The 24,052-nt window shown below is 69.2% G+C and carries 19 protein-coding genes; 11 read left to right on the top strand and 8 right to left on the bottom strand.

The annotated features are described in order from the left end of the window. Nucleotides 1–22: 22 nt before the first annotated feature. Nucleotides 23–2,146, bottom strand: coding sequence for a (Fe-S)-binding protein (locus tag BJ982_RS30250; protein ID WP_184885654.1), 2,124 nt, complete (start codon nucleotides 2,144–2,146; stop codon nucleotides 23–25). Between the two features lie 144 nt (nucleotides 2,147–2,290). Between BJ982_RS30250 and BJ982_RS30255 the strand changes: the two genes are divergently transcribed. After that, a complete protein-coding gene (locus BJ982_RS30255; RefSeq protein ID WP_203959202.1) occupies nucleotides 2,291–2,998 on the top strand; it encodes a TetR family transcriptional regulator in 708 nt (235 codons plus the stop codon). Nucleotides 2,999–3,047: 49 nt separating this feature from the next. Here the strand turns inward: BJ982_RS30255 and BJ982_RS30260 are convergent, their stop codons facing one another. Then, complete coding sequence (locus BJ982_RS30260) at nucleotides 3,048–5,453, bottom strand: M4 family metallopeptidase (RefSeq protein ID WP_184885656.1); 2,406 nt, start codon at nucleotides 5,451–5,453, stop codon at nucleotides 3,048–3,050. A 506-nt stretch (nucleotides 5,454–5,959) separates the two neighbouring features. On the opposite strand from BJ982_RS30260, the gene BJ982_RS30265 reads away from it, so the two are divergent. Continuing rightward, the gene (locus BJ982_RS30265; protein ID WP_184885658.1) at nucleotides 5,960–7,267 is read left to right on the top strand and encodes an FAD-dependent oxidoreductase; all 1,308 of its coding nucleotides are present in this window, start codon (nucleotides 5,960–5,962) and stop codon (nucleotides 7,265–7,267) included. Between the two features lie 10 nt (nucleotides 7,268–7,277). Here BJ982_RS30265 and BJ982_RS30270 read toward each other — a convergent pair whose 3' ends face one another. After that, a complete protein-coding gene (locus tag BJ982_RS30270; protein ID WP_184885660.1) occupies nucleotides 7,278–7,817 on the bottom strand; it encodes a hypothetical protein in 540 nt (179 codons plus the stop codon). 402 nt (nucleotides 7,818–8,219) lie between these two features. On the opposite strand from BJ982_RS30270, the gene BJ982_RS30275 reads away from it, so the two are divergent. The 4 genes from BJ982_RS30275 (at nucleotide 8,220) to BJ982_RS30290 (ending at nucleotide 13,125) form a co-directional block, all read left to right on the top strand. After that, a complete protein-coding gene (locus tag BJ982_RS30275) occupies nucleotides 8,220–9,512 on the top strand; it encodes an ABC transporter substrate-binding protein (protein WP_184885662.1) in 1,293 nt (430 codons plus the stop codon). A gap of 4 nt (nucleotides 9,513–9,516) precedes the next feature. Then, entirely contained in the window at nucleotides 9,517–11,472 is a 1,956-nt protein-coding gene (locus BJ982_RS30280; protein WP_184885664.1) for an ABC transporter permease, read from the top strand. Then, the gene (locus BJ982_RS30285) at nucleotides 11,469–12,176 is read left to right on the top strand and encodes an ABC transporter ATP-binding protein (RefSeq protein WP_184885666.1); all 708 of its coding nucleotides are present in this window, start codon (nucleotides 11,469–11,471) and stop codon (nucleotides 12,174–12,176) included. Before BJ982_RS30280 ends, BJ982_RS30285 begins: the two co-directional genes overlap by 4 nt. Nucleotides 12,177–12,243: 67 nt before the next feature. Then, nucleotides 12,244–13,125, top strand: coding sequence for an ABC transporter ATP-binding protein (locus BJ982_RS30290; protein WP_184889539.1), 882 nt, complete (start codon nucleotides 12,244–12,246; stop codon nucleotides 13,123–13,125). A 459-nt stretch (nucleotides 13,126–13,584) separates the two neighbouring features. Here the strand turns inward: BJ982_RS30290 and BJ982_RS30295 are convergent, their stop codons facing one another. From BJ982_RS30295 to BJ982_RS30305, 3 genes are all read right to left on the bottom strand, one after another. Beyond that, nucleotides 13,585–14,139: a hypothetical protein gene (locus tag BJ982_RS30295; RefSeq protein WP_184885668.1), complete on the bottom strand. Its 555-nt coding sequence runs from the start codon at nucleotides 14,137–14,139 to the stop codon at nucleotides 13,585–13,587. Between the two features lie 184 nt (nucleotides 14,140–14,323). Further along, entirely contained in the window at nucleotides 14,324–16,057 is a 1,734-nt protein-coding gene (locus tag BJ982_RS30300; protein ID WP_203959204.1) for an amidase, read from the bottom strand. Between the two features lie 749 nt (nucleotides 16,058–16,806). Next, on the bottom strand, nucleotides 16,807–17,529 hold the full coding sequence (locus BJ982_RS30305) for a lytic polysaccharide monooxygenase (RefSeq protein ID WP_184885670.1): 723 nt from the start codon (nucleotides 17,527–17,529) through the stop codon (nucleotides 16,807–16,809). A 505-nt stretch (nucleotides 17,530–18,034) separates the two neighbouring features. Between BJ982_RS30305 and BJ982_RS30310 the strand changes: the two genes are divergently transcribed. The 4 genes from BJ982_RS30310 (at nucleotide 18,035) to BJ982_RS30325 (ending at nucleotide 21,469) form a co-directional block, all read left to right on the top strand. Next, entirely contained in the window at nucleotides 18,035–18,400 is a 366-nt protein-coding gene (locus BJ982_RS30310; protein ID WP_184885672.1) for a hypothetical protein, read from the top strand. Nucleotides 18,401–18,620: 220 nt separating this feature from the next. Next, complete coding sequence (locus BJ982_RS30315; RefSeq protein WP_184885674.1) at nucleotides 18,621–19,220, top strand: carbonic anhydrase; 600 nt, start codon at nucleotides 18,621–18,623, stop codon at nucleotides 19,218–19,220. Further along, nucleotides 19,217–20,773: a SulP family inorganic anion transporter gene (locus BJ982_RS30320; RefSeq protein WP_184885676.1), complete on the top strand. Its 1,557-nt coding sequence runs from the start codon at nucleotides 19,217–19,219 to the stop codon at nucleotides 20,771–20,773. The genes BJ982_RS30315 and BJ982_RS30320 overlap by 4 nt, the downstream gene beginning before the upstream one ends. Nucleotides 20,774–21,172: 399 nt before the next feature. Further along, a complete protein-coding gene (locus BJ982_RS30325; RefSeq protein WP_373869663.1) occupies nucleotides 21,173–21,469 on the top strand; it encodes an RNHCP domain-containing protein in 297 nt (98 codons plus the stop codon). A 149-nt stretch (nucleotides 21,470–21,618) separates the two neighbouring features. Here the strand turns inward: BJ982_RS30325 and BJ982_RS30330 are convergent, their stop codons facing one another. Together BJ982_RS30330 and BJ982_RS30335 are read right to left on the bottom strand one after the other, a co-directional pair. Next, a complete protein-coding gene (locus tag BJ982_RS30330; protein ID WP_184885679.1) occupies nucleotides 21,619–21,942 on the bottom strand; it encodes a hypothetical protein in 324 nt (107 codons plus the stop codon). A gap of 306 nt (nucleotides 21,943–22,248) precedes the next feature. Continuing rightward, the gene (locus BJ982_RS30335) at nucleotides 22,249–22,836 is read right to left on the bottom strand and encodes a hypothetical protein (RefSeq protein ID WP_184885681.1); all 588 of its coding nucleotides are present in this window, start codon (nucleotides 22,834–22,836) and stop codon (nucleotides 22,249–22,251) included. 648 nt (nucleotides 22,837–23,484) lie between these two features. Here BJ982_RS30335 and BJ982_RS30340 point away from each other — a divergent pair. After that, complete coding sequence (locus tag BJ982_RS30340; protein WP_184885683.1) at nucleotides 23,485–23,970, top strand: hypothetical protein; 486 nt, start codon at nucleotides 23,485–23,487, stop codon at nucleotides 23,968–23,970. The last annotated feature ends 82 nt before the right edge of the window (nucleotides 23,971–24,052 follow it).

Raw genomic sequence — 24,052 nt, forward strand, 5'->3', positions numbered from 1 at the left:
AGCCCCGCGCGCGGCGGGGCGATCAGGGGGTGGGCGCCGGCTCGCCCTTGACGGACTTGATCAGGAGCTGGGCGACGTCGACGACTTCCAGGGTTTCCTTGGCCTGGCCGGTGTTCTTCTTCTCGTTGATCGCGTCCCCGAGCATCACCAGGCAGAACGGGCACGCGGTGGACACGGTGTCGGGATCGGTGGTCAGCGCCTCGTCCACCCGCTCGGTGTTGATCCGCTTGCCGATCCGCTCCTCCATCCACATCCGCGCCCCACCCGCACCACAACAGAACCCCCGCTCCTTGCACCGGTGCATCTCCTGCGTGCGCACCCCCGGCACCGTGGCCATGATGTCGCGCGGCTGCGCGTACACCTTGTTGTGCCGCCCCAGGAAACACGGATCGTGGTAGGTGATCTTCTCCTCGATCGGCGTGACAGGGGTCAGCCTGCCCTGCTCCACCAGGTGCGCCAGCAACTGGGTGTGGTGGACGACCTCGTAGTGGCCGCCGAGCTGGGGGTACTCGTTGGCCAGGGTGTTGAAGCAGTGCGGGCAGGTCGCCACGATCTTCTTGACGCCCGCGTCGTTCAACGTCTCGATGTTCTGCTGCGCCAGCATGGCGAACAGGAACTCCATGCCGAGGCGACGAGCCGGGTCGCCGGTGCAGGCCTCCATCGGGCCGAGCACGCCGAACTTCACCCCGGCGATGTGCAGCAGTTCGGCCACCGCCTTGGTGGTCTTCTTGGCCCGGTCCTCCAGCGCACCGGCGCACCCCACCCAGAACAGGTACTCGACGTCCTCGGGCATCTTCTCGTCGACGATCGTGACCTCGAAGTCGAGCTCCTCGATCCAGTCGGCGCGCTTGGTCTCGGGCAGGCCCCACGGGTTGCCCTTGTTCTCCAGGTTCTTCAGCATCACCCCCGCCTCCGACGGGAACGACGACTCGATCATGACCTGGTAGCGGCGCATGTCGAGGATGTGATCGATGTGCTCGATGTCCACCGGGCACTGCTCCACACACGCGCCACAGTTGGTGCACGACCACAGCACATCCGGGTGGATGACCCCGTCCTCGCCTACCAGCGGCTTGTCCAGCAGCGCGAGCACGTCCTGCGGGAGGTTCTCGCGCTCGGCGTCGCCCGCCAGCAGGTACGGGGCGACCGCGAGGGCGTGGTCACGCTGGTCCAGGATCAGCATCTTGGGCGACAGCGGCTTGTCGGTGTTCCACGCCGGGCACTGCGACTGGCACCGCCCGCACTCGGTGCACGTGTAGAAGTCCAGGAACCCCTTCCAGGTGGTGTCCTGGATCTTCCCGCGGCCGAAGACGTCGGTCTCCGGGTCGGCCTCCTCGAAGTCGAGCACCTTGCCGTCGCTGCGCATCGGCTGGGCCGCGCCGAGACCGTCCGGACGTCGGGAGAACAGCACGTTCAGCGGCGCGGTGAAGATGTGCAGGTGCTTGGAGTTCACCACGAGCACCAGGAAGACGAGCATGACGCCGATGTGCAGCAGCAGGCCCACGGCCTCCAGCGCCTCGCTCCGGGGCAGGACCTTGGCGACGAGGTCCGAGGCGAAGGCGCCGGACCTGTACGGGAAGTTGCCGGTGTTGACGGCCGCGCCGCGGAACAGGAACATCGTCCAGATCACGTTGAAGATCATGAACAGCGTGAGCCAGGCGCCGCCGAGGTGCGAGCCGGAGAACCGGGAGCCGCGGCCGAGCTTCTTCGGCGAGTTCCTGACGCGGATGGCGGTGAAGGCGATCAGGCCGCACAGCGCCGCGACCGCGATGAAGTCCTGCAGAAAGCCCAGCACGGGCCAGGTCCCGATCAGGGGGATGTGGAAGCCGGGCGTGCCGGTGACCGCGCCCTGGATGAGCGCGCCGTACGCCTCCAGGTAGACGCTGGCGAGGATGAAGAACGCCCACATCACGAAGAAGTGCGCCGTGCCGGACGGCGTCCACTTCAGCAGCTTGCGCTGCCCGAAGACCTCGACGAGCTGGGCCTTCACCTCCGCGCCGACGTGCGTCCTCGCGTACTCGATCCGCTCGGGGGCGGGCTGGCCGCTGGTGGCGAGGCGGTGGAGGAACAGCACGCGGCGGCCCGCCATGACGGCCGCGAGGGCGGTGGCGGCGAGACCGGCGATCGCCACCGCTATCCAGAGCACTGGTCTCTCCAGTCTCGCCGCGCTGATCGACCGGGCAGGCCCATGTGCTACGTCCCCTCTATCCAGTAATGCACTGAGTGCCTTAGATTAAGGCATTAAGTGCCATAGCGAAAAGAGCGGATGGGTCACCACGGGAGGAACCGGATGCGGCCGAAGCGGGACGTACGCCGGGAGCTGATGTCGGCGGCGATCGGCCTCTCCCTCGCCACCGGGTTCGACGAGACGACCGTGGACGAGATCGCCAAGGCCGCCGGAGTCGCCAGGCGCACCTTCTTCCGGTACTTCCGCAGCAAGGAAGACGCCATCCTGCCCGACCACACCGCGTGCCTGGGGCACGTGGTCGAGTTCCTGGAGGGCGCCTCTCCCCTGCGCTCACCGCTCCAGGTGATCGCCGAGGCGGCGCAGATCGTGCTGGACATGTACGCCGAGGACCCGGAGACGGCGGTACGGCGCTACGAGCTGACCCGCCGGGTCCCCGCGCTGCGGCAGTGGGAGATCGCCGCCACCAGCGGCTACCAGCGGGCCTTCTCCGAGTACCTGGACGCCCGCCGCCCGGAGGAGGACCGGGAGGCGTTCCGGCTCCGCCACGAGATCGCCGCCGCCGCCGTCGTGGCCGCGCACAACCACGTGCTGCGCGGCTGGCTGCGCGCGGGCGGCGACGGCGACGCCCGCGCACTGCTCACCGCCGCGATGGCCGAGGTGACGCGGGGTCTGCGCACCTGGATGGACGGCGGGGCGACCGGGGACGACGAGCCCCCCGACGAGGTGCTCGTCGTGGTCACCTCCCGGCGTACGCCCCTGTGGCGCGTCGCCGAGCAGATCGAGGCGGCCACCCGCCGCCCGCGGTCCTGAACGGACGCGCCTGGCGGGCGCGCCCGTTCAGCACCAACAGGTCAGGTCATCACACGCGGGCCCACAACGCCGGCGTCCTCGGCGGCGTCCAACCGGGCTGGGAGACATGGGTCCGGAGGCAGCGGTACACGTGCCCGCCGTAGGTGACGCGGTCGCCGACCTGGTAGCGGGTGTACGGCCGCCAGACCTGCGGGCGCGGCTCCGGGACCTGGACCGTCAGCGCCGCCGTCGCCGTCACCGGCCCGGACGCCGTCAGCGTCACCTGGTACGTCCCCGGCGGGGTGCTCCGCGTCGCCGCGATCGCGATGGCGGAGCTCTGTCCCGAAGTGATCTCGGCCGGCGTGAAGCCGACCGTCAGCCCGGCCGGAGTCCCGGACGCCGACAGCCGCAGGGGGATCGGAGTACCGCCGGACGGACCCGACAGCAGCGTCGCCGAGCCCTTCAACTCCTTGTCGAGGACCACCGTGTGCGGATCGACCGTGATCAGGATCTTCGGCAGCGTGGTCACCGTCAGGTCGAAAGGAACGCCCTTGGTGAGAGGACCCGCTCTTCCGATCACCTGGAACCGGTAGACGCCGGGTCGCACGTCCGGCCGCGTCGTGATCGTCACCTGCGCGGCGGCGCCCGCGGTGACCTGCTCCGGGGCGATGCTCACCGTGACCCCGTCGGGAACTCCCGCGGACGACAGCGCGACCTGCGCGGGCGGCCCTTGCAGGCTGCGGGTCTGGACGACGGTCCTGGCCGACGACTGACCGGCCACGACCGTCCCCTGAGCGGGGGAAAGGCTCAGGTCGAACGTGTCCGGCCAGCACTCCACGATGAGCTCGCCCGGCTGGGTGGGCACGCCCACTGCCGACCAGGCCGCCTTGACCGCGTTCATCTCCACGCACGAGTTGGGGAACAGCGCGTACGCGGCGTGGACCGTCGCCAGCCGGGCGGCGCCCGGACTCCAGGAGGCGGTCTTGAGCTGGAGGGCGTTCACGAAGATCCGCCCGGCCTTCTGGATCCCGATGCCGGTCACCCGGCTCCCGTCGCAGGTCGGGCTGGCCGGGTTGCCGTTGGTGGGAAGAGAGCCCTCGGCGAGCAGGTAGAACCAGTGGTTCTGCGGGCCCGCGCCCGGGTGGGCGTCCGGCGCCGTCGTGGTGAAGCAGTTCGGGTGGTTGTCGATCTGCGCCGGGTTGTACATGTTGCGGATCGCCCCGGTGCCGAACAGGTCCATCTCCTCGCCGACCAGGTAGTCGGGCTCGTCGAGGGCCTCCGGGTGCCCGACGTAGTGCTCCAGCATGGCGCCCAGGATGTCGCCGGTGGACTCGTTCATCGCGGCCGTCCACCCGCTGCCGCCGGCCCCGCCGGACCCGGAGAACTGGAAGACCCCGTGCCCGTACTCGTGGCCGACCACGTCGAGGGAGGTCGTCTGCTTGGTGCCGGACACGTTCCGGCCCATGTTCACGTCGGAGCCGGACCAGGTGGCGTTGGGCATGTTGAAGCCCACGATGGCGGGGAATCCGCGTCCCTGGCCGTCGATGCCGTTGCGGCCGGTCCACTCGCGCAGCATGTCCCACTCGCGCTGGACGCCGAACAACGTGTCCACGCAGGCGGTCTCCAGGTCGGTGGCCGCGCCGTTGCCCCAGTCGTCGTCCGTGCCGTCGAACGTCTTGCCGACGGCGCTGCACTCGATCCCGGGACGTAACGGGTCACGCAGCGAGTACCCGGTCTCGCCCGCGGTGGTGTCGATGCGCACGGGGTCCCCGTTGAAGTACGCGTGCCCGACCCCGTGCCTGACCGCGTCCCAGCTCTCCACGACCTCGCCGCTGCCCGCGTCGACGAACACGTGCGGCTCGGTCTTGACGCCGTCCCGGGTCCTGCCCTGCGCGACGACCTCCCAGGCCGTCCGAGGGGTCGCCCCGGTCGCGTGCACCACCAGGCGCGTCGACCGGACCGTGCTCCCCGGGCCCGCCACGGTACGGGCGGCCTCCGCCGCCCGGGCCGCGTCGACGCGGGGCGTGACATCGACGTCGATCTCGGCCCGCTGCGCGGAGGTGGCGTAGTGCAGCGTCCCGCCATCTCGGCTGATCATGAAGTTGACGTCGCCCCCGTACACCGGCAGACCCCGGTGGGTGCGGGGGAACGACAGGAACTGCACCCCGCCGGCGCCGAAGACGGCCCGGGGCGTCCCGAAGCGGTCGTCGGACGACCGTTCGATCAAGGCCGACCCACCGGCCAGCGTCCGCGTGGCCAGGGCCACGGCCCGGGCCTTCGCCTGGTCGTCCGGTGGCGCGGACAACGCCGCGGATCCGGCGGGCGCGGTCGGCTTGACCGGCTTGGCCGCCGACGCCGCGGAGCCCGGTTTCACCGTGGGTGTCGCCGCGGCGGCGCTCGGTGCCGCCACAAGGCCGGAGACCATGGCGGCGCCTGCCAGGACGGATACGATCCCCCTGCTCGTCGTGCGTTTCACTGTGCGATGACTCCTCTCACGGGGTCCTCATCGAGGACCGAGGGGAGCCTGGCCGGCCGGGCTTCACTCAACGTGGCATCGGTCGTGAAACCGCGCCACCCTCCGCCTTTCCATAACTTCGATCTATGACCGCGCACCGCCCACGACAACGCCGCCCAATCCACCAAAGGGCCGTCCCGGGTTACCGGTGTCGGGTTTCTCGGAAAGAGCAGATCCGAAGCCGAGGTTGGCTGTCACGCGGAATGCGGCACCGCATCACACCGCCGCATATATCCCGTTATCGCGCCCAACGTCGGACTTGATTGATTCCGTTTATCCAAGGCGTTCAGACCTCCGGCGGACGCATTACCACGCGGAGCCGTTTCGGCGTCCTCCACACATTGACGACCAAGGGTAATCACCCGACTATGGACGGTGAAGCGCGTACGCGGTACATGGTTTCGTCGCGATGGACGGAGGCCGATGGGCCACCGTTCACGTCCGCTCGCGGGTGGGTGAGGTGGCGCGTGTCGGCACGGGAGGCCAAGGCCCGGGCGGTGGTCATCGGCGGCGGTATCGGAGGACTGCTGGCGGCGGTCGCCCTGTCGGACGCCTTCGATGAGACGATCGTGGTCGAACGGGACACGCTGGTCGACGGGCAGGGCTTCCGGCGCGGCGTCCCGCAGTCCCCGCACCCGCACGCGCTGCTGTCGGCCGGGGCCGAGGCGATGGAGTCGTTGCTGCCCGGGCTCGCCAAGGAACTGCACGCGGACGGAGCCCCCACCAACGACCTGGGCGACGTCCTGATGTGCGCGGGCCCCCGGCAGAGCCCGCGTCTCCACCTGGGGACGAGAATCCAGACCTTCACCCGCACCTTCCTGGAGGAACACCTGCGCGCCCGGGTCCGCGCGCACCCACGGGTGCGGATCTGTGACGGCACATCGGCCGCCGGCCTGATCCAGGACACCGCGGCGGACGGAGTCGCCGGCGTCCAGGTCCAGGACGCCGAGGGGGTACGGCGGTGGGAGGCCGGTCTGGTCGTGGACGCCGGCGGCCGCGGCTCCCCGCTCCGCCAGTGGCTCCCCGGCCTGCGCCGGGCCGGGGCGATCGACCAGGTCGTCGAGGGCCGGGTCGCCTACAGCACGGTCTGGCTGGACTACGACGGGCCGCTCCGCCGTGACCGCCCGGGCATCTACGAGGTGGGCAGCGCCGCGCGCTACGGGCGTGGCGCCGGGGTGGTCTTCTGCGAACGGGACCGTGCCCTGATCATGCTGTACGGGCGGGGCGGCGACATGCTCGCCCGGTCCGCGGCCGAGTTCGCCGACGCGGCCCGCACTCTGCGCAATCCGGCCATCGACGAGTTGGTCGGACGGCTCACGCCCGGCCACCGGGTGTACCGGTACACCAGGCTGCCCAACCTGCGTCATCGCTACGACCGGGTCCGCGCCTGGCCGGCCGGGCTGCTCGTGGTGGGGGACGCGTTGTGCGTCTTCAATCCCGTCTACGGCCAAGGTATGACCGTGGCCGCCCTGCAGGCGACCGAGCTGCGGCGTCACGCGGCCGCCCTGTGCTCCGACCCCGCCACGGCCCGGAGCGTCCAGCGGCGCCTGTTCGCCCGCACCGGCGTGCCCTGGCGTCTCGCGGTGTCCGCCGACACCCCGTGGGTGGCCGCGCCGCCCCTGCACGCTCCCCTGCTCAAAGCCGCTCTCGGCCGGGTCAACGACCGCGCGGTCGACGACCCCGCCGTGCGGGCCGCGTTCTTGAAGACCATGCAGATGAGCGACCCGCTGGCGCTGCTGAGACCACGCGCGCTGACACACCTGCTGCGCCCGTGACCGCCCGCCGCTATGAACCGGCGTACGGCTCCCGGTGATGCCCCTCCAGGCGTTCCACGACGTTGTCCGTGACGCGCAGCGTCCAGCGGTCGTCGAATTCTTCGCCCTGCGCGAGTATCTCCCCGTTCAGAACGTGATCGCATGTGAAGAACGCGAACTCCGGCGCGTACCAGCCCCCTCCGTCGGCGGCGGGAACGCGGGCCACCATTTCCTGCTGGACGGTGGCGCCGGGCCTCAGAAACGTGTCGATCAGGTAGGCCATCCATTCGACCGGGTCGTAGAACTTCTCCGCGCCGTTCCACTCCAGCGCGTGGCCGTCCTCGGTGGGCGTCCACTGGCACCACAGGCTCGGCTGGCCGGCCGGCGGGCGGCTGTAGTCGACGATGTCCGGTTCGTGGTCCTGTCCGGCGAATCCGGTCCCGCAGTAATAGGGCCCGTTGCGGCGGTTCATGCGGCGGGTGCTCGCGAACCGCGTCAGATAGTGAATCTCGTGCGAATTGAGCGGCGGGCCGACCCTGACGCGCCCCTTGAACTCGGTGGTGTATCCCACGTCCCTCCTCGGCCGATCTTTTGGTTCGCCGCCCGTCCGCGAGCAGCACACGCGAAACCGAAGACGAGCAGGACTCTGCCGGACTTCACCCGGACCGACTTGGTTTGTGCGACCCTTGGGACGGCGACTACTTCGACCTGAGCCGGGCGCCATGCCGGCCCAATGCCGCCGCGAGCAGCGAACCTGAGCACGTGCTTCGTGACGTGCCGCGATGGGCTTTCGTTGCTCTTCGAGAGCAAGAGCGCCATCGTGGTCGTGTCGTCGATCGCGGTGACGTCCGGCGTGTCCCGCAAGCTATAGACAAAGATATCTGAGGTCATACATGATTTGCGGCACGCTGGACACTCGGGGGGCTCCGCTGGCGAGCGTCTGACCATTGAACGTAGATGAGGAGACCCGCCCATGCTCCGTGCTACACGACTCGCCATGCTGACGGCCGGGCTGTTGCTCGCCGTCACCGCCTGTGGGGGTGGCGCCGGCAAGTCCGAATCGCCGCCGGTGGCCAAGGACCAGGTCAAGTGCGGCCTCGGCAACGGCCAGAAGGCGACGGGCAAGCCGATCACCGTGGGCGCGATCGTGACCGCGAGCGGGGGCATCGACTTCAGCTCGGCGCCCAAGGCCGCCCGCGCGTACTTCGACTGCGTCAACGCCAACGGCGGCGTCAACGGCCGCCCGATCAACTACCTCGTCGAGGACGACGGCCTCAACCCGCAGAAGGCCTCCGAGCTGGCGACCAAGCTCGCCGGCAACGCCGACCTGGTCGGCATCGTCGGCGGCTCCAGCTTCGTGGCCTGCGGCGTCTCCGGACCGATCTGGGAGAAGAACGGCCTGTACGACCTGCTCGCGACCGGCGTGCCGAGGCCCTGCTTCGAATCCCCCCGCATCGCCCCCGTCAACGCGGGCCCGCGCATCAGCGCCATCGGCTCCGTCCAGTACGCGGTCGAGGTCTTCGGCGCCAAGAAGGTCGCCCAGATCAGCAACTCGGTGCCCGGCACCGGCGACTGGACCCAGGCCGGCGTCGACGCCTACCTCAAGAGCAAGGGCCTCACCACCGCGGGCAACGTCCTGCACGACCCGGGCATCAAGGACGCGCCCGCCGTCCTGCTCCAGGCCATGCGCGGCGAGCCCGACACGATCGTCATGGAGGACCCCGCGCCCGACAACGCGGCCATCATGAAGGCGGCCCAGGCGCAGGGACTCAAGGACAAGGTCCACTTCGTCTGCCTGACCCCCTGCTACGACACCACCTTCCCCAAGCAGGTCGGCGACTACTGGGACGGGTTCGTGTCCAACTCCGAGTTCACGATGCTCGACGCCAACACGCCGGACAACCAGCTCTGGCGCAAGGTGATGGACGCCTACGGCGACCCCAAGGACCCGCGCGACTCCTTCTCCCAGGGCGGGTTCCTGTCCGCGAAGATCTTCGTGGACACGGTCATGAAGCTCAAGGGCGACCTCACCCGTGCGGAGGTCAGCAAGGCCGTCGTCGGCATCAAGGGCTACAAGAGCGACATCCTGTGCGCGCCGTGGTACTTCGGCGAGGCCCCGCGCCACAACGCCAACCACGTCACCAGGCAGGTGAAGATGCAGGGCGACGGCTACGCCCTGGTCCGCGACTGCGCCGACACCCAGGACCCCGACCTCGACCCGATCCGCGCCGCGGAGAAGGCCCAGGGCCTGCTGACCAGCGACTGATCCGATGCTGCTCCCCTTCGTCATCAGCGGGCTCGCCCTCGGGTCCGTGTACGCGCTGTCCGGTGTCGGCATCGTCGTGCTGTTCCGCGCGACGGGCGTGCTGAACCTCGCGTACGGCGCGATCGGCGCGCTCAGCGCCCTGGTGGCCTGGCAGCTCATCGAGGACGGCCAGAGCCCGGGGCTCGCCTACGCGGTGGCCCCGGCTCTGGCCGCCGTCCTCTCCGGCCTGTACGGCCGCCTGCTCTCGCCCCTCGTCGCGCGGCGCGACCCCCTCGTCAAGGCCGTGTGCACGCTCGGGTTCGCGCTCGTGCTGCTCGGCTTCTGCTTCTGGTACTGGTCGGACGACCCGCGCACGCTCAGCCTCCCGACCGACGAGTTCGGCTGGGACGTCGGCTCGGCGCGCGTCACCGGCACGCAGGCGTTCGCGTTCCTGCTGGCGGTCGGCCTCACGGTGGCCGCCGCCATCCTGCTGCGCCGCAGCAGGATGGGCACCCAGATGCGCGCCCTCGCGGGCGACCGCGAGATCAGCGCGCTGCTCGGCGTGCGGATCCTGCGCGTCGAGACCGTCGCGTGGGTGGTGAGCGGCGCCGTCGCCGGGATCACCGGCCTCGTCCTCGCCGACCTCACCCGCCTGGAGGCGGGCACGCTCACGTTCCTCGTGATCGCGTCACTGGCGGCGGGCGTCGTCGGGCGGTTCCGCTCGATCGGCGTCACGCTGGCGGGCGGGCTCGCGGTCGGGCTCCTTGAGGGCATCGGCGGCGCGTTCACGACCGTCGCGCCGTACCGGGCCGTAGCGCCGTTCGCGGTGGCGGTCCTCGTCATCCTCTGGCTCCAGCGGCGCAGCGCGCGGGCCCGCAGGGGCAGCACGGTCGAGATCCGCTCGGCGGAGAGCGCCGCGACCGCGACCGCGCACCCTCAGCCGCCGGGCGACTGGCGGCGGGTGCTGTGGGTGGCGCTCGCGCTGCTCGCGGGCACCGCCGTGCTCGCGGTCGTGGTGCCGATGGTGGCCGACGGCTACTGGGTGCGGGTGATCACCTCGGCGGCCATCTTCGCCGTCCCCTCGGCGGGCATCGGCCTGCTGTACGGCAGGCTCGGCCTCGTCTCGCTCGGCCAGGTCGCGCTGCTCGGCGTCGGCGGCTGGGTCGCGCTGCGCCTGTCGTTCGCGACCGAGCTGCCGTTCCCGCTCGTCGTGCTGCTGGCCGGGGCGGCGACGTGCCTGGTCGGCATCGTGTACGGCCTGCCCGCGCTGCGGCTGTCCGGCATCGACCTGGCGCTCGTCACGCTGATGGCGGGCGGCGCGTTCCAGGTGGCGTTCAACGCGGCCGGGTTCCCCGACGGCGGCGGCGGGTTCCTCGGCCGGGTCGCCGGCGAGGTGCAGCGCTCGATGCCGCGCCCGTCGTTCGCCGCGTCGGACTCGGCGTACTTCCGGCTCACGATCGTGTGCGCGGTGCTCGCGCTGATCCTCGTCCTGGTGCACCAGCGGCGGCGGGCCGGACGCGCGTGGGCGGCGATCAGAGAGAGCGAGGCGGGCGCGCTCGCGACCGGCATCGCCATCACCAGGTACAAGCTGTGGGCCTTCGCCCTCGCGGCGTTCATCACCGGCGTGGCCGGGGCCTTCCTCGCGGCCAACTCCGGGCGGCTCGACCCGATCGCGTTCCGCGCGTCCGACTCGGTGCTGCTCTTCGCGGTGGTCCTGATCGGCGGCGCGTACGGCCTGACCGGCGCGATCGTGGCCGGGGTGATGGGCCAGATCCTGCCCGCCGTCCTCGACTCGGTCGGGATCAACGGCAACCTCATCCTCGTCGTCTTCGGGATCGGCCTCATGCACGCCCTGATCACCGCGCCGCGTGGCATCGGCGGGCAGTTGGAGGGCCTCGCCGCGCTGCTGCGGCCGAAACGGCGGGACCCGGATCCCGTGCCCGAGGCCGAGCCGGAGACGGAAGCGGTGGGCGCGAAGTGAAGCTTGAGATCTCGGATCTGACGGTGCGGTTCGGCGGCGTCAAGCCGCTGGACGGCGTGACCCTGACCTTCGAGTCCGGACTGTGCGGTCTGATCGGCCCCAACGGCGCCGGAAAGACAACGCTGTTCAATGTCCTGTCCGGATTCGTGCGACCGAGCTCCGGCGCCGCCCACGTGAACGGCACCGACCTGCTCGCCCTGCCCGCCCACCGCAGGGCGCGCTGGGGGCTGCGCCGCACCTTCCAGCAGGAGCAGCTCGTCGCCGAGCTCAGCGTGGGCGCCAACCTGCTGCTCGCCCGCGACCACCTCGCCGCCGGCACCGCCGGGGCCAACGCCGCCGAGCTGCTGGAGTTCGTCGGCCTGGCCGGGCCGGACCGCCCGGTGGGCGGGCTCACGCTGTTCGAACGCAGGAAGCTGGAGCTGGCCAGGTCCCTCGCCGGCACCCCGAAGATCGTGCTGCTCGACGAGCCGAGCGCGGGCCTGTCGGAGGCCGAGTCGATGGAACTGGCGGGCGCCATGCGGGCCGTGCCCGAACGGTTCGGCGCCCTCGTCGTCCTGATCGAGCACGACATGGGCCTGGTCGGCGAGATCTGCGGGACCACCGCCGTACTCGACTTCGGCCGCCTGGTCACCTCGGGACCGACCGCCGAGGTCCTGAACGACGACCGCGTCCGCGCCGCCTACCTCGGCGAGCCCGTCGCATGACCCGGCGGCACCGCATCGGCCGCGCGCCGACCTGGCGTCACACAAGGAAGGAGCCGCGGTGGACGACATGAACGAGGAACCACAGACCACGGCGTCCCCACCAAGGGACGCACGGCCCGAAACCGCGGCGAACAACGCAGCACAGTCCACAGAGCAGGGCACAGCACGGCCCACTGGTCAGCCGGCGGAGGACGGCGCGGCACCGTCGGCGGGCCAACCCGCCGAGGACCTGCGCGTCGAGGGGCTCAAGGTGACGCGTGGCGGGCGGGCCGTCCTGCACGGCGTCGACCTCGCCGTCCCCCGTGGCAAGGTGACCGCCCTGCTCGGCGCGAACGGCGCGGGCAAGAGCAGCCTCGTGCTCACCGTCGCCGGCCTCCTGCGCCCGACCGCGGGTACCGTCGTCGCCGGCGGCGACGACCTGACCGGGCTGCGGCCCGAACGCGTCCGGGCCGCGGGCGTCGCCGCCGTTCCCGAGGGCCACCGTGTCCTCGCCGACCTGTCCGTCGCCGACAACCTGCGCGTCGCCGGCGCCGGACTGCCCAAACGCGAGGTCCCGGCGGCGGTCGCCGCGGCGGTCGAGGTCTTCCCCGAGCTACACGACCTGACCGACCGGCCGGCCGGCACCCTGTCCGGCGGCCAGCAGCAGATGCTCGCCCTCGCCCAAGCCCTGGTCGCCCGCCCCCGCTACCTGCTCGTCGACGAACTGTCCCTCGGCCTCGCCCCCGTCGTCGTCGCCCGTCTCGTACCGGTCCTCGCCGACCTGGCCGCACGGGGAATCGGCGTCCTCCTCATCGAACAGTTCATGGGAGTCGCCCTCAAGCTCGCCGAGCGCGTCTACGTACTCGACCGCGGCCGCATCACCTACGAGGGCACATCGCAACAACTCCGCGACTCCCCCGACCTCCTGCACACCGCCTACCTGGGGGCGGCGTCGAACAGCAACGCCTGAAACTCCAACCCGTCAACATCACGAGGCCAGAGCGCTCCGAGACGCCGGAGCACTCTGGCCTCCGTCTTGAAGACACCATGTCGTGCCCCCTGTCCGAGAGCGCCGACGTACGTGCGAGCCTCACACCGTCCGCGTCCTGTCGCTCCCGGACCTCGACCAGCACACCTGGGATCAGAGCGACGGGCAGGAGAACTGGTTCACCGCCGCAGTGGACCGGCGCGCGATCGCGCGGGTCATGCCACGCCTCCTGCGGAAGCCGACACGCACAATAGCGACTGTTCCGCCAATCCGAAAGAGGCCGTCGTCCAGGCACGGGGCCGTGACCGCCGCGACAGTGTGAGCGAACTCGGGCAGAAGACGCCCGCCGCCCTCCGTTCCCGCTGGACTACTTCGCCCAACTCTGAGACGACCCCCAATGACGCACGCGAGCCGGCCGCGTTCATCGCGGCTTGGACATGTTCAAGAAGAACGCGGAGCCGGCGAACTATCAAGAACGGGAGTTGGAGTTGGAGAACTCGGCGTCACCACCGAAGGAGGTTTGACGGGCTCGACCTCGATGACAGAAAAGGTGCCCCAGAGTGGAAGCCAGCTTGTGGTGACCGCGAGCGCGAAGAAGATCTTCAACATGCCGGTGTCCGGGGAAACCGTGAACATTATCCTTCCCACGGCGATGGCGAGCAGAAGGATGCTGTTGGCGATCGAGAGCTTGAGCGACAACGTGTCCGGGAACGCGATGGTGCGGATCGGTATCGTGATCGAGTGGAGGAAGATGAGAAATACCAGCCACTCGTAGCGCCTGAATGCCGCCGGCATCAAGTCCTGAAACGAAGACGCGGCACGCCCGGAAGGTTTCCCCCGGCGGCTCTTGTCCTTAGAGGTTTGCTGGTCTCTACTCAGTTGCGTCTCACGGCCGCGTAATCGTGTTTCGCTCCACAAAAGGGTGAGGCCGAGCAAGGGATTAAGCTGGAGAAGAGCCGCCGCAAGACTGCGTGCTGCATCTGGAGACATCGACACGGCTCGGCATCCTACACAGGTGCCTAGCAATAGGGATGCATTATGTGAATAGTGCCAATCGTCCCCCTGCGTTCGCCGGGGATACCGTAGGTCTGGTCATCGAGGTTCCTCGACCGACGACTGTGCGCCCATGAAGTGTCCAAGGTGCCGCTGTGTGCCCAGGGATGCGTTCGCGGCGGCAGGGTCAGTTCAGGGGCGGGGTGCTTGCCGGTGGCCGGCGGTGATGAGTGGCTCGCTCGTAGTCGAACCCGAGCCCGAGCAGTGTCGGTTCGCTGAACGGCCGTCCCAGTAGTTCGACTCCCACCGGCATGCCGTCGGGTGTGAAGCCGGCCGGGATCGTCAGGGCGGGGAACCCGGTGTTGGCGGCAAGGGCGCAGACTCTGAGCCCCTCCTGAGGCTGCCCGATCGGCGCGGCCTGCTGCGTGACCGCCGGGTAGACCAGTGCGTCCAGGTCGTTGTCCTCGAACAGCTTGTGGAGCAGCTGTTGTGCCTGCGTGCGCCGGGCCAGCCGTTGGCGGTAGGCGTCCTGCGGGCCGGTCGAGGTGCCCAGCCGGTCCTTGAGTCGCTTCAGGACCGTGGGCGTGACCTGGCCGGAGGTGACGATGTCGGCCAGGGTCACGATGCCGGCCGGTGGCTCCAGCCGAGCCAGCGAGCGTGGGAATCGTGAGCCTGGCGCCGCCAGATAGCGATTGAGGTCGCGTTCGGTCTCGTCGGCGAACACGCTGGAGGCGTCCACCGCCGACATCAGCGCGGGTTGGGCCGGCAGATCGACGATGGTGGCGCCCTGCGAGGCCATGTCCTCGGCGGCCGCCCGGATCAGCGCCGTCGTCGCCTGCGCGGGCCCCGCCGCGCTCAGGTAGTCGGTGAGTACGCCGATGCGTGCGTTGACCAGAGCGGCGTCGTCCAGTGCAGTGGTGTAGGTGCGGGGGATCCGTCCGATGGACGCTTCGGTGGACGGGTCGTCCGGGTCGTATCCGGCAGTGGCGTCCAGGATCAGTGCGATGTCACTGACCGACTTGGCGATGGGGCCGCCGGCGTCCTGGGTGTCGGAGAGAGGCGCGATGCCGTCGCGGCTGGACAGGCCCTGGCTCGGCCGCAACCCGACCAGGCTGTTATGCGCCGCCGGGCTGCGGATGGAGCCGCAGGTGTCTGAGCCCAGGCCGGCCGCGCCGAAGCCGGCGGCGACGCCGGCACCCGTCCCGCCGCTGGAGCCGCCCGGGTTGCGGGTCTGATCGTAGGGGTTGCGGGTTTGTCCACCAAGCGAGCTGATGGTCTCGACGCCGGAGGCGAACTCGTGCAGGTTGGTCTTGGCGACGATGATCGCGCCGGCCGCGCGCAGCCGCGCGACCTGCTCGGCGTCATCGGCAGTGCGCCAGTGCTCCAGCGCCAGCGAGCCGTTGGATGTGGGCAGGTCTTCGGTATCGTAGTTGTCCTTGATCAGGAGTGGGATGCCGTGCAGCGGACCGCGGACGCGCCCCTGCCGGCGTTCGGCGTCGAGCCTGGCGGCATCGGCGATTGCCGTCGGGTCCCTGCGAATGACCGCATTGACACCAGGCTGGTCGGCATACGCTTCCTCGTAGGCATCGATGCGCGCCTGGTATGCCTTGACCAATCGGACCGAGGTGACCTGGCCGCTCGCCAGTAGCTCGCGCAACGTGGTGGCGTCCATGTCCACCACCCACTCGGCGATCTCGGCCGGTGTCGCCCGGTTGCCTGCGTCGCCAAGCGCGGCGCCATTACCCGGTGCCGCACCGGCTGTGACTACAGGCGCCGTCAGGACAACAATGCCGGCCGCTAAGGCCGCTGCTCGGGTGTGCCGGTTCCGCCTTCGTCTTGCCACATCGGCCTCCTCGTCACCGATTGGCGCCTCGACATACAGCACGAAAGATGTGCGTTCGGCTCTGCTGACCGTGAACAACCGCTGACTGTGCCGCCTAGATTATGGCGCATCACGCACGAAGGCCAGCGTCGTTTCACTCTCGGCGGCGACGCCCAGCGATAACCGGTTCATGCGCTATCCAGACCAGGGCGCAGTGCCACGAAGGTAAGTGACTGACTGCGCGACAATGGCGGCGGACGAATGCAGCCGGCGGCGGACCGCGAGGATCATCAGCGCAGCTCAGAGGCCGATATCCGTGCCGGCCCGGACCCTTCCTGGGTTGTCTGGGGGGCAAGGGGGCGAGGTTAGAATCCTGCCGCCCCGACAGTAGGCCGGAGACCGTTTCCCTCAGGAATACGGCCTCCTTAGTTCCACCGGATGTCCAATTCTAAGAGCAGTCTGGGAGCGGGCCTCGATCGACGGGTTTTCTGTAGCCGCCCTGACCGCGCATCCTCCAGGCGAGGAAGCGACCGCAGCGGCTCCGATGACTGGTTCACGATCTCGACCGTGGACCGGCGCGGATGCGGTCCCAGAAACCGGGGCGCGCCCACGCCGGGCGGGCGCAGCAGCGCCTGGCCCGGCGCGGGTGCGCCAAGCGGCATAACTTTGATGAATCGAAACTATTCGATCTTGATGGTGGGAGGTTTCATGAGCGCTCCCCGCTTCACCGACACCCGGGCGCACGGTTCCGTCTGAGCAGGGCGCGGCCTGCTCGCAGCACGGCCTCTATGCGGGGCCGCCGATCTGCGCGCCGCTCCCTTCGTACCGCACGCTCAGAAAGCGGCCGTTCAGGCGGTCGCCCACAGAGCCGGGACGTTCGGGGGCTCCCAGCCCTGGATGGCGGTGTGCGGCTGCGTGCAGCGGTAGGTCACACCGTTGTAGGTGACCGTGTCACCGGCCCGGTAGGCCGTGCCGGCCTTCCACGTGCCGCTCGGGTTGCTCGTGGGAGTCGGGGTGGGGGTGTTCGAGCGGGTGGGGGTCGGAGTCGGGGTGGTGGGGCCACCGCCGCCGATCTGCAGGTCGACGCAGGCGTAGAACGCGTTCGCCGTGTCGGCGATGTTCCAGATGGCGAGGACCTTCTGGCGTCCGCTGTAGCCGGACAGGTTGACGTTGTGCGTCACGGTCGCGCCGGGCTGCTTGCCGCCGTCGTTGAACAGGGCCACGCGGGTGCCACCGATGTAGTACTCCCACGTGCTGGTGGCGTGGCGGGCGGTGAGCACCCAGTTGAAGTTGACCGAGCTGCCGACCGAGGTCGCCGGCCAGTTACGGCTCTCGTCGTTCAGCGCGGTGAAACCGCCACCGCCGTTGCACTGCCGCGAGCCCTTGGGAGCCTCCACGCTCTGGGGCTCGTACTCCACGCCACCACAGTTGGTCACGACCCGCTGGGCGCAGAAGGCCTGGCGGCTCGGCGGCTGGGAGATGTAACCGTGAGCTGACGCGGGAGTGGCGGAGAACACCGTGATGCCGGCGGCGACCAAGGCGGTGCCGCCATACATGATCTTTTTCCGCATGCCATGCTCCTTTGCTGGGGGGATGCCAGGAATATAAAGGAAACTTTCCTAAGAGTAAATAGCGGTCAGCCCAAGTCGGGCCCCAGCGTCAAGACCACATCTCCGTATCGGCCACGCACCCCAGCAGCCCCGCGCCCCCTGTCCGTTCCCGACGTCTGACGCGAGCAGCCGGTAGACGATCTTCGTCGGGACGCGGAGGAGATGAGATCTTGAAGTCGCGGATGCATGACATCAGGTCGACCTGAACGCGCGCGGCGGACCGGCCCGCGATCGCGTGGAGCAGGGCACGCCTCCCGCGCCATAGGGCAGCGACACTTACTTCCGCGGAGTCGGCACTCTCGCCCTTTTCACTTGACTTTATACGCGGACTGCTATGCTATTGACAACGAGTATCGTCTGGCGTGGGTATGATTCAGTCAAGGTCCGCGCCATGGGATGGACTGTAATCCGCTGTGCGGTCGTAGGTGTCCATCGGCACATACCACAGAGATAGGGGAACGAGTCCGTGACGAGGCCCGTCCGCGATGCCTTAACGGCGCTGGCGGCCACTCTGTTCGCACTCCTGGTCCTATCGAACGGATTTTTGTTCTCCTCGGAGCAGAAGCAGCAGCTTGCCGTCATCGAGGAAGCCGGCACGCACAATAACGACGGTTCAGCCAATCCGAAAGAGGCCGTCGTCCAGGCACGGGGCCGCGATCGCCGTGACAGTGTGAGCGACCTGGGGCGGAAGACGCCCGCCAGGACCACGGCGACGGCCACCATCGCGGCCACGACGCCCGGCTACGCACGTGGCGCGGTCTCCCCGCCCTATGGTCTGCGCAGACAACGCAGTGGGGCGGTACCGGCGGTATTGCAAGTATTCCGGTGCTGATCCAGTCAACCGGACCGAATCGGCGTTTCGGCAGCAATATCGCTATTACCATGATTTCGCTCGTCTGAGCGTCAGCAAGTTCCCTGTCCCACTCGGCTGCCTTCAGGACGTGGATCCCGAAAGCCACCGGGTCGTTCTCCGCTGCCTGCCATTCGCTCCGCATCGCTTCTGCCCAGCCCGCTTGATTGTGCCGTCACATGCGTACAGGAGACGTTGAGATATGCAGGCTCTCATCGACCATGCCCGGAAATTCCCCGCAATCGCCGCCGAGCTCGGAATCGAGTTGGGCCGCCTGGCGGCCGGGCAGGCGCCGCAGGCGCTGTTCATCACCTGCTCCGATTCCCGTGTGCTTCCGTCCCTGATCACCGGCGCCGCGCCGGGCGAACTGTTCGAGCTGCGCACGGCGGGCAACATCATCCCTCCCCACCATGCCCACCGATCGTCCAGTGAGGCCGCGACGATCGAGTACGCGGTGGAGGTGCTCGGCGTCTCGGACGTCGTGATATGCGGACACTCCCACTGCGGAGCGGTCGGCGCGCTGGTGCGCGGAGACGACCTCACCTCCGTCCCCGACGCACAGGCGTGGTTCACGAACGAGAAACCACACCTCACGCCGTCCGCCCCGGCCACCGGGGCCGGGCCCGACATCGCCGAGGCCGTGCAGCTCCATGTGCTGACCCAACTGCAGCGCCTCCACGGCTACCCGTCCATCGCCAGAAGACTCAGCGGCGAACTGCGGTTACACGGCTGGTACTACGAGATCCACACCGGTTCCGTGTCGGCGTACCGCCCGGCCACCGGAAGGTTCCTCCCGCTGTGAACGCCTCCCCCTCCTTCCAGCACGATTCAGGCCCGCCACCGAAGAACCAGACGGCCTCCCGGAATCCCGCTGAGACGCATCCCGCCAAGACCGGACGGTCCCTCAGACCCCACCTGCGAGCGGACCTGACGGCCTCGCTGGTCGTCTTCCTCGTGGCCCTGCCGCTGTGTGTCGGTATCGCGGTGGCCTCCGGAGCGCCGCCCGAACTCGGCCTGATCACGGGCATCGTCGGTGGCCTCGTGACCGGGCTGCTCCCTGGAAGCAGCCTTCAGGTGAGTGGACCTGCCGCCGGACTGACCGTCCTCGTCTACGAAGCGGTACGCGAGTACGGCCTCGCCACCCTCGGCGTGATCGTCCTCGCCGCGGGGCTGATCCAGGTGACGCTCGGCGCGCTGCGGCTCGGACGGTGGTTCCGCGCGATCTCCGTGGCGGTCGTGGAAGGCATGCTGGCGGGCATCGGCCTGGTCATCATCGCCGGCCAGCTGTACTCCATGGCCGACCGGCAGGCGCCCGCGAGCGGACTCGAAAAGATCATCGCACTGCCGGGGACGCTCGTCGGCGCCGCCGGCTCCGCGCAGGCCCTCGCCTCGCTCGCCGTCGGAGCAGGCGTGATCGTGGTCATGGCCTGCTGGCGGTTCCTGCCCTCGAAGGTGAGGGTGGTGCCCGGCGCGTTGGCCGCCGTGCTGCTGGCCATCGCGGCCACCGCGCTGCTGGACCTGCCGATCGACAGGATCCAGGTCACCGGGCTGCTCGACGCCATCAGCCTTCTCGGCGCCGAGGACCTCGGGCGGCTCGCCGATGTGGGCGTCATGGGCACGGTGGTGGCGTTCACGCTCATCGCCTCCGCCGAGAGCCTGTTCAGCGCCGCGGCCGTGGACCGGCTGCACACCGGCCCGGGCACCGACTACGACAAGGAGTTGATGGCCCAAGGAGCGGGGAACACGGTCTGCGGGCTGCTCGGCGCGCTGCCGCTGACGGCGGTGATCGTGCGAAGCGCGACCAACGTGTACGCGGGCGCCAAGACCAAGGCTTCGCGCGTCTGGCACGGCGTGTGGCTGTTGCTGTTCACCGCCCTGCTCCCCGGCGCGCTCGGCGTCATCCCGATCGCGGCGCTCGCCGGCGTGCTGGTCTACTCGGGGTGGAAGCTCCTCCCGATCAGGCAACTGGCGCCGTTGTGGCGCGACCACCGCGGGGAGGCCCTGATCCTCCTGGTCACCGCGGTCGCCATCGTGACGGTGAGCATGTTCGAGGGAGTCCTCATCGGGATCGCCCTGTCGATCTGCAAGACCGCGTGGGAGACCTCGCACCTGCACGTCAGCGTCAGCGACGCTGACAGGGGGTCGGTCCGCGTGGCGCTCACCGGCAACGCGACCTTCCTCCGGCTGCCGAAGATGCTGGAAGCGCTGGAGGCGCTGCCGAAGAACCGGCCCATCGAGCTCGACCTCAGCGGGCTGCGCCATCTCGACCACGCCTGCCGCACCGCGCTCACCAGCTGGGCCGAGCGACACAACCACAACGACGTCGCACCGGTCCGTATCTCCGCGACCGCCTGATCCGAAGCACCGCCGCGGGCCTCGCCCCGCGGCCGCTCCTGTGCCCGCCGTGCCGTCCACCAGACGTAGCCGGCAGGGCGCAGGAGCAGCAGGGCGCCCGAGCCGATCGTTTCCTGCGGTTCGCACGCAGCATCAAACCGGTTGCTTCTGGCGCGCGGGATTGTTTGACTGGCGCCGAGCAGATGAGGGGGGAATGTTGATGCCCGTTGGCACCGAGGACGCCGTCGTGCGCCCTCGAGCGGGTCGACGTCCCCACCGGAGGCTCCAGCGGGGGTGATCCCGCATGGGTCGCGACGGCACGGTCTGGCCGACTCGCCACCTATTTCGACTGGAGCCCCTCCATTGCCACGCCGTCGCGCCCGTATCACTTCTTTCCGCTGTCTCCACTGCCGCCTCGACGTGCCCGCCGACGCGCCGGGCACCGCGCACCGCAACCACTGCCCCACCTGCCTGTGGTCCAGGCACCTGGACGACACCCCGGGTGACGGAGCCGCCGAATGCGCCTCCGGCATGGCGCCGATCGCCATCCACGCGCGCCACGACGGCGAGTGGGCGATCATCCACCGCTGTACGGCCTGCGGCACCCTCAACGCCAACCGCGTCGCCGGTGACGACAACCCACTCACCTTGATGCGCCTGGCCGTCGCCCCCCTGGCCCGCCCCCCGTTCCCACTGGACTACTTCGTCCAACTCTGAACAATCTCCCAAAACCCAGCCGACCACAGGCGGGCCGGTCGGCGCCCTCCGCCCTCCGGCCCGCCTCAACGGTGCCCACCACCTGCTCTCTGTTCCCGGCCGAGCCGTGGCCGACCGCCCGGCGCTCTGCCGGGGGCTGCTCCTCCGAGCTAGGAGGTCAGTTGTGGTACCACGACCTGGTACACACCCGGGATGTTCCGGACGGCCTGTTCAATGGCTTCGACTGCTCGTTCGTCGGAAACCTTGACCTGGTAGGCCTCGCTCACCTCGTTCAGGGCGGGGGGCTCGCCCAGGAGGTATTCGGCCACTCTGCGGGTGTGGCCGGCGTCCTCGAAATAGACCTTGTCGATGTTCGTCGCCGCTCTGTCGTCGCAGGCGTACAGGCCGCCGGTATTACGCAAATGACGGCACCACGGCAAGGGAGAAACCGCGCCGATGAGCCGCCGAGCGGACCTTGCCGGAGTCAAGCTCACCGCGGGGTGGATGGTCTCCCGTGCTGGGGCGTGAAGTCACAGAGCCACCGTTCCTGCGCGGCGTACACCCGGTCAAACTCTTTGTCGCGCGATCCAGACTCCAGACCGAACCCCGCGAAAGTGAGAATCGTCCACACCACGGGAAGCCGTAGATGAGCCCCAGGAGGCTCAACCGTCGCAGGGCGAGACCGACTACGTCTATTACACCGCGGCGGCTTGCACTGGCCGAAGGGACCGGCCGGACCGCAGGTCCGGCCGGTCCCTGGATGTCGGGCTCACCCGTAGTCTTCGGGACGCCGGCGGCCCTTACCGCCCGGTCCGGCCGGAATCCCGGCGAACGTCGGGCTTCTCACGGACGCTCACCTTAGCGTTGTGGCCCTTGCCGTCGCGCGGTTCGACCTTTTCCGGTGTCCGACGGAGCCAGTGGTCCGCCTCCTGGTTGACCGCCTCGAGGGCCTCCTGCTGGCTGTGATATCTACGCAATTGCCGCAAGAGATAGGTGTCGTCGGTGAAATGACGGTTGTGGTGGTGGCCGTGATGCCCCCGATGGTGCCGGTAGCCGCCGCCACCGCCGTGCTCGGACCGGACAGAGACCTGCTCTTGCGGGTGCGGATGGTGGACGAAATACTTGTAGTGCTTTCGCGGCTTTTGGGCGATATGGCGTGTCGGGCGGTGCTGCCGGATTTCTTTTCTGGGCTTCTTCGCGGAGGGAGCCTCTTCTTCGCCCCCACCACCTCCACCGCCGTACGCCGACGGGATCGCGAGGTCGACATGGGCGTCGTGCTTCGCGGTGTCGCCGTGCACGTCGGCCTGTGCGGGCAGCGGCAGCGCCACGAGCGCCCCGACCGTCAAGGCCGCGCCGATGTAGGCGAACGGCAATCGGTCGTTGATCACTCGCGCCAAGGACCGCCTGCCTCTAGATGGATGAATCACCTAAGTCCCCCATTGGTCATTGAAGAGAATTGAGCGCCGTTGGCCATAATGGCGCCACATAGGTGAACTACCCCGACTTGAGGCCGCAACACAGATGATTAATCAGGCAGGCGCGTCAACTACTAATTAATGCCCACAAATGGTATATATCTCCGACGGGTCTCATGTAAGTTATATCGCACGAATGGCTTCATATCTCTATAAACACCGTGCCGCCAAGGTCGTAGGCGGCCTGGTCGGACGGGTGCTCCCGCTCAACGTCACCTTGCCGGCGGAGCTGAGCAGATCGTGGCCACCTACCACGCCCACTGGACGCCGAGCGTGAGCGCCGCCGCGCCGAGGCCGTCTCCCGTGCGACGCCGGCCGAGGCGCTCCCCTCCCCCGAAACGCCATCAGGACGGTGCCCCGTGACAGTCATGGGACATTTCTCATGAGCTCCGGACCGCTTCCTGCCAGCGGCAAGGCATTCTCGAAGAAGCCCGCGCGCACCCCGGAGATGACGATGACAGTGCGGCGGCGAACCGGCACATAGCACGACGCCCGCCGGAAATATCATCCTGATTCGAAAAGGGGTCGCACATGGTCTCGTTCCAGAAGAAAGTGGCATCCGTGGCGGCTTCGGGTGTCCTCGCGGCCTGCCTGGTCGCCGTCACCGCCTCGTCCGCCGCGGCCGGCACCGTGACCAAGTCGTACGTGTGCGGGACATTCGGCCCCCAGTTCCCCACCGTCTTCACCACGACCGTCACGGCCCCCGCCACGGCCAAGCGGGGAACCACGATCTCCGTCACGGTCGCGTTCGACACCGACCTGATCTCCTACAGCGGCAAGGACGCTGGGGAGCAGGTCGGTAACATGACCATCCTGCTCGGCGGCGCGGCCTCGGGCAGCGTGGTCGCCAACGGGCTCACCACCCCGGCCATCCCGCCGGGCGACACCTGGAAGATGAGCGGCGGGACCGCCCAGGTGACGGTCCCGAACGTGGGCGACGTGACGTTCACGCCGGACCGCTACCGTGAGCCCTACCCCACCATCACCATCGTGTGCGTGCCGCAGGGGCCGGTCGGCGTCGCGGCCACGACACACGTCGTCCCCTGAGCCGTTCCCTCGCCGCGCTACGGGACCCGCACGCGCGAGCGATCTTCCCGGCTGTACGTGCGTCAAGAGTTCCTGGCCGCCC

It is taken from the genome of Sphaerisporangium siamense (assembly GCF_014205275.1).
Taxonomy (GTDB): Bacteria; Actinomycetota; Actinomycetes; order Streptosporangiales; family Streptosporangiaceae; genus Sphaerisporangium; species Sphaerisporangium siamense.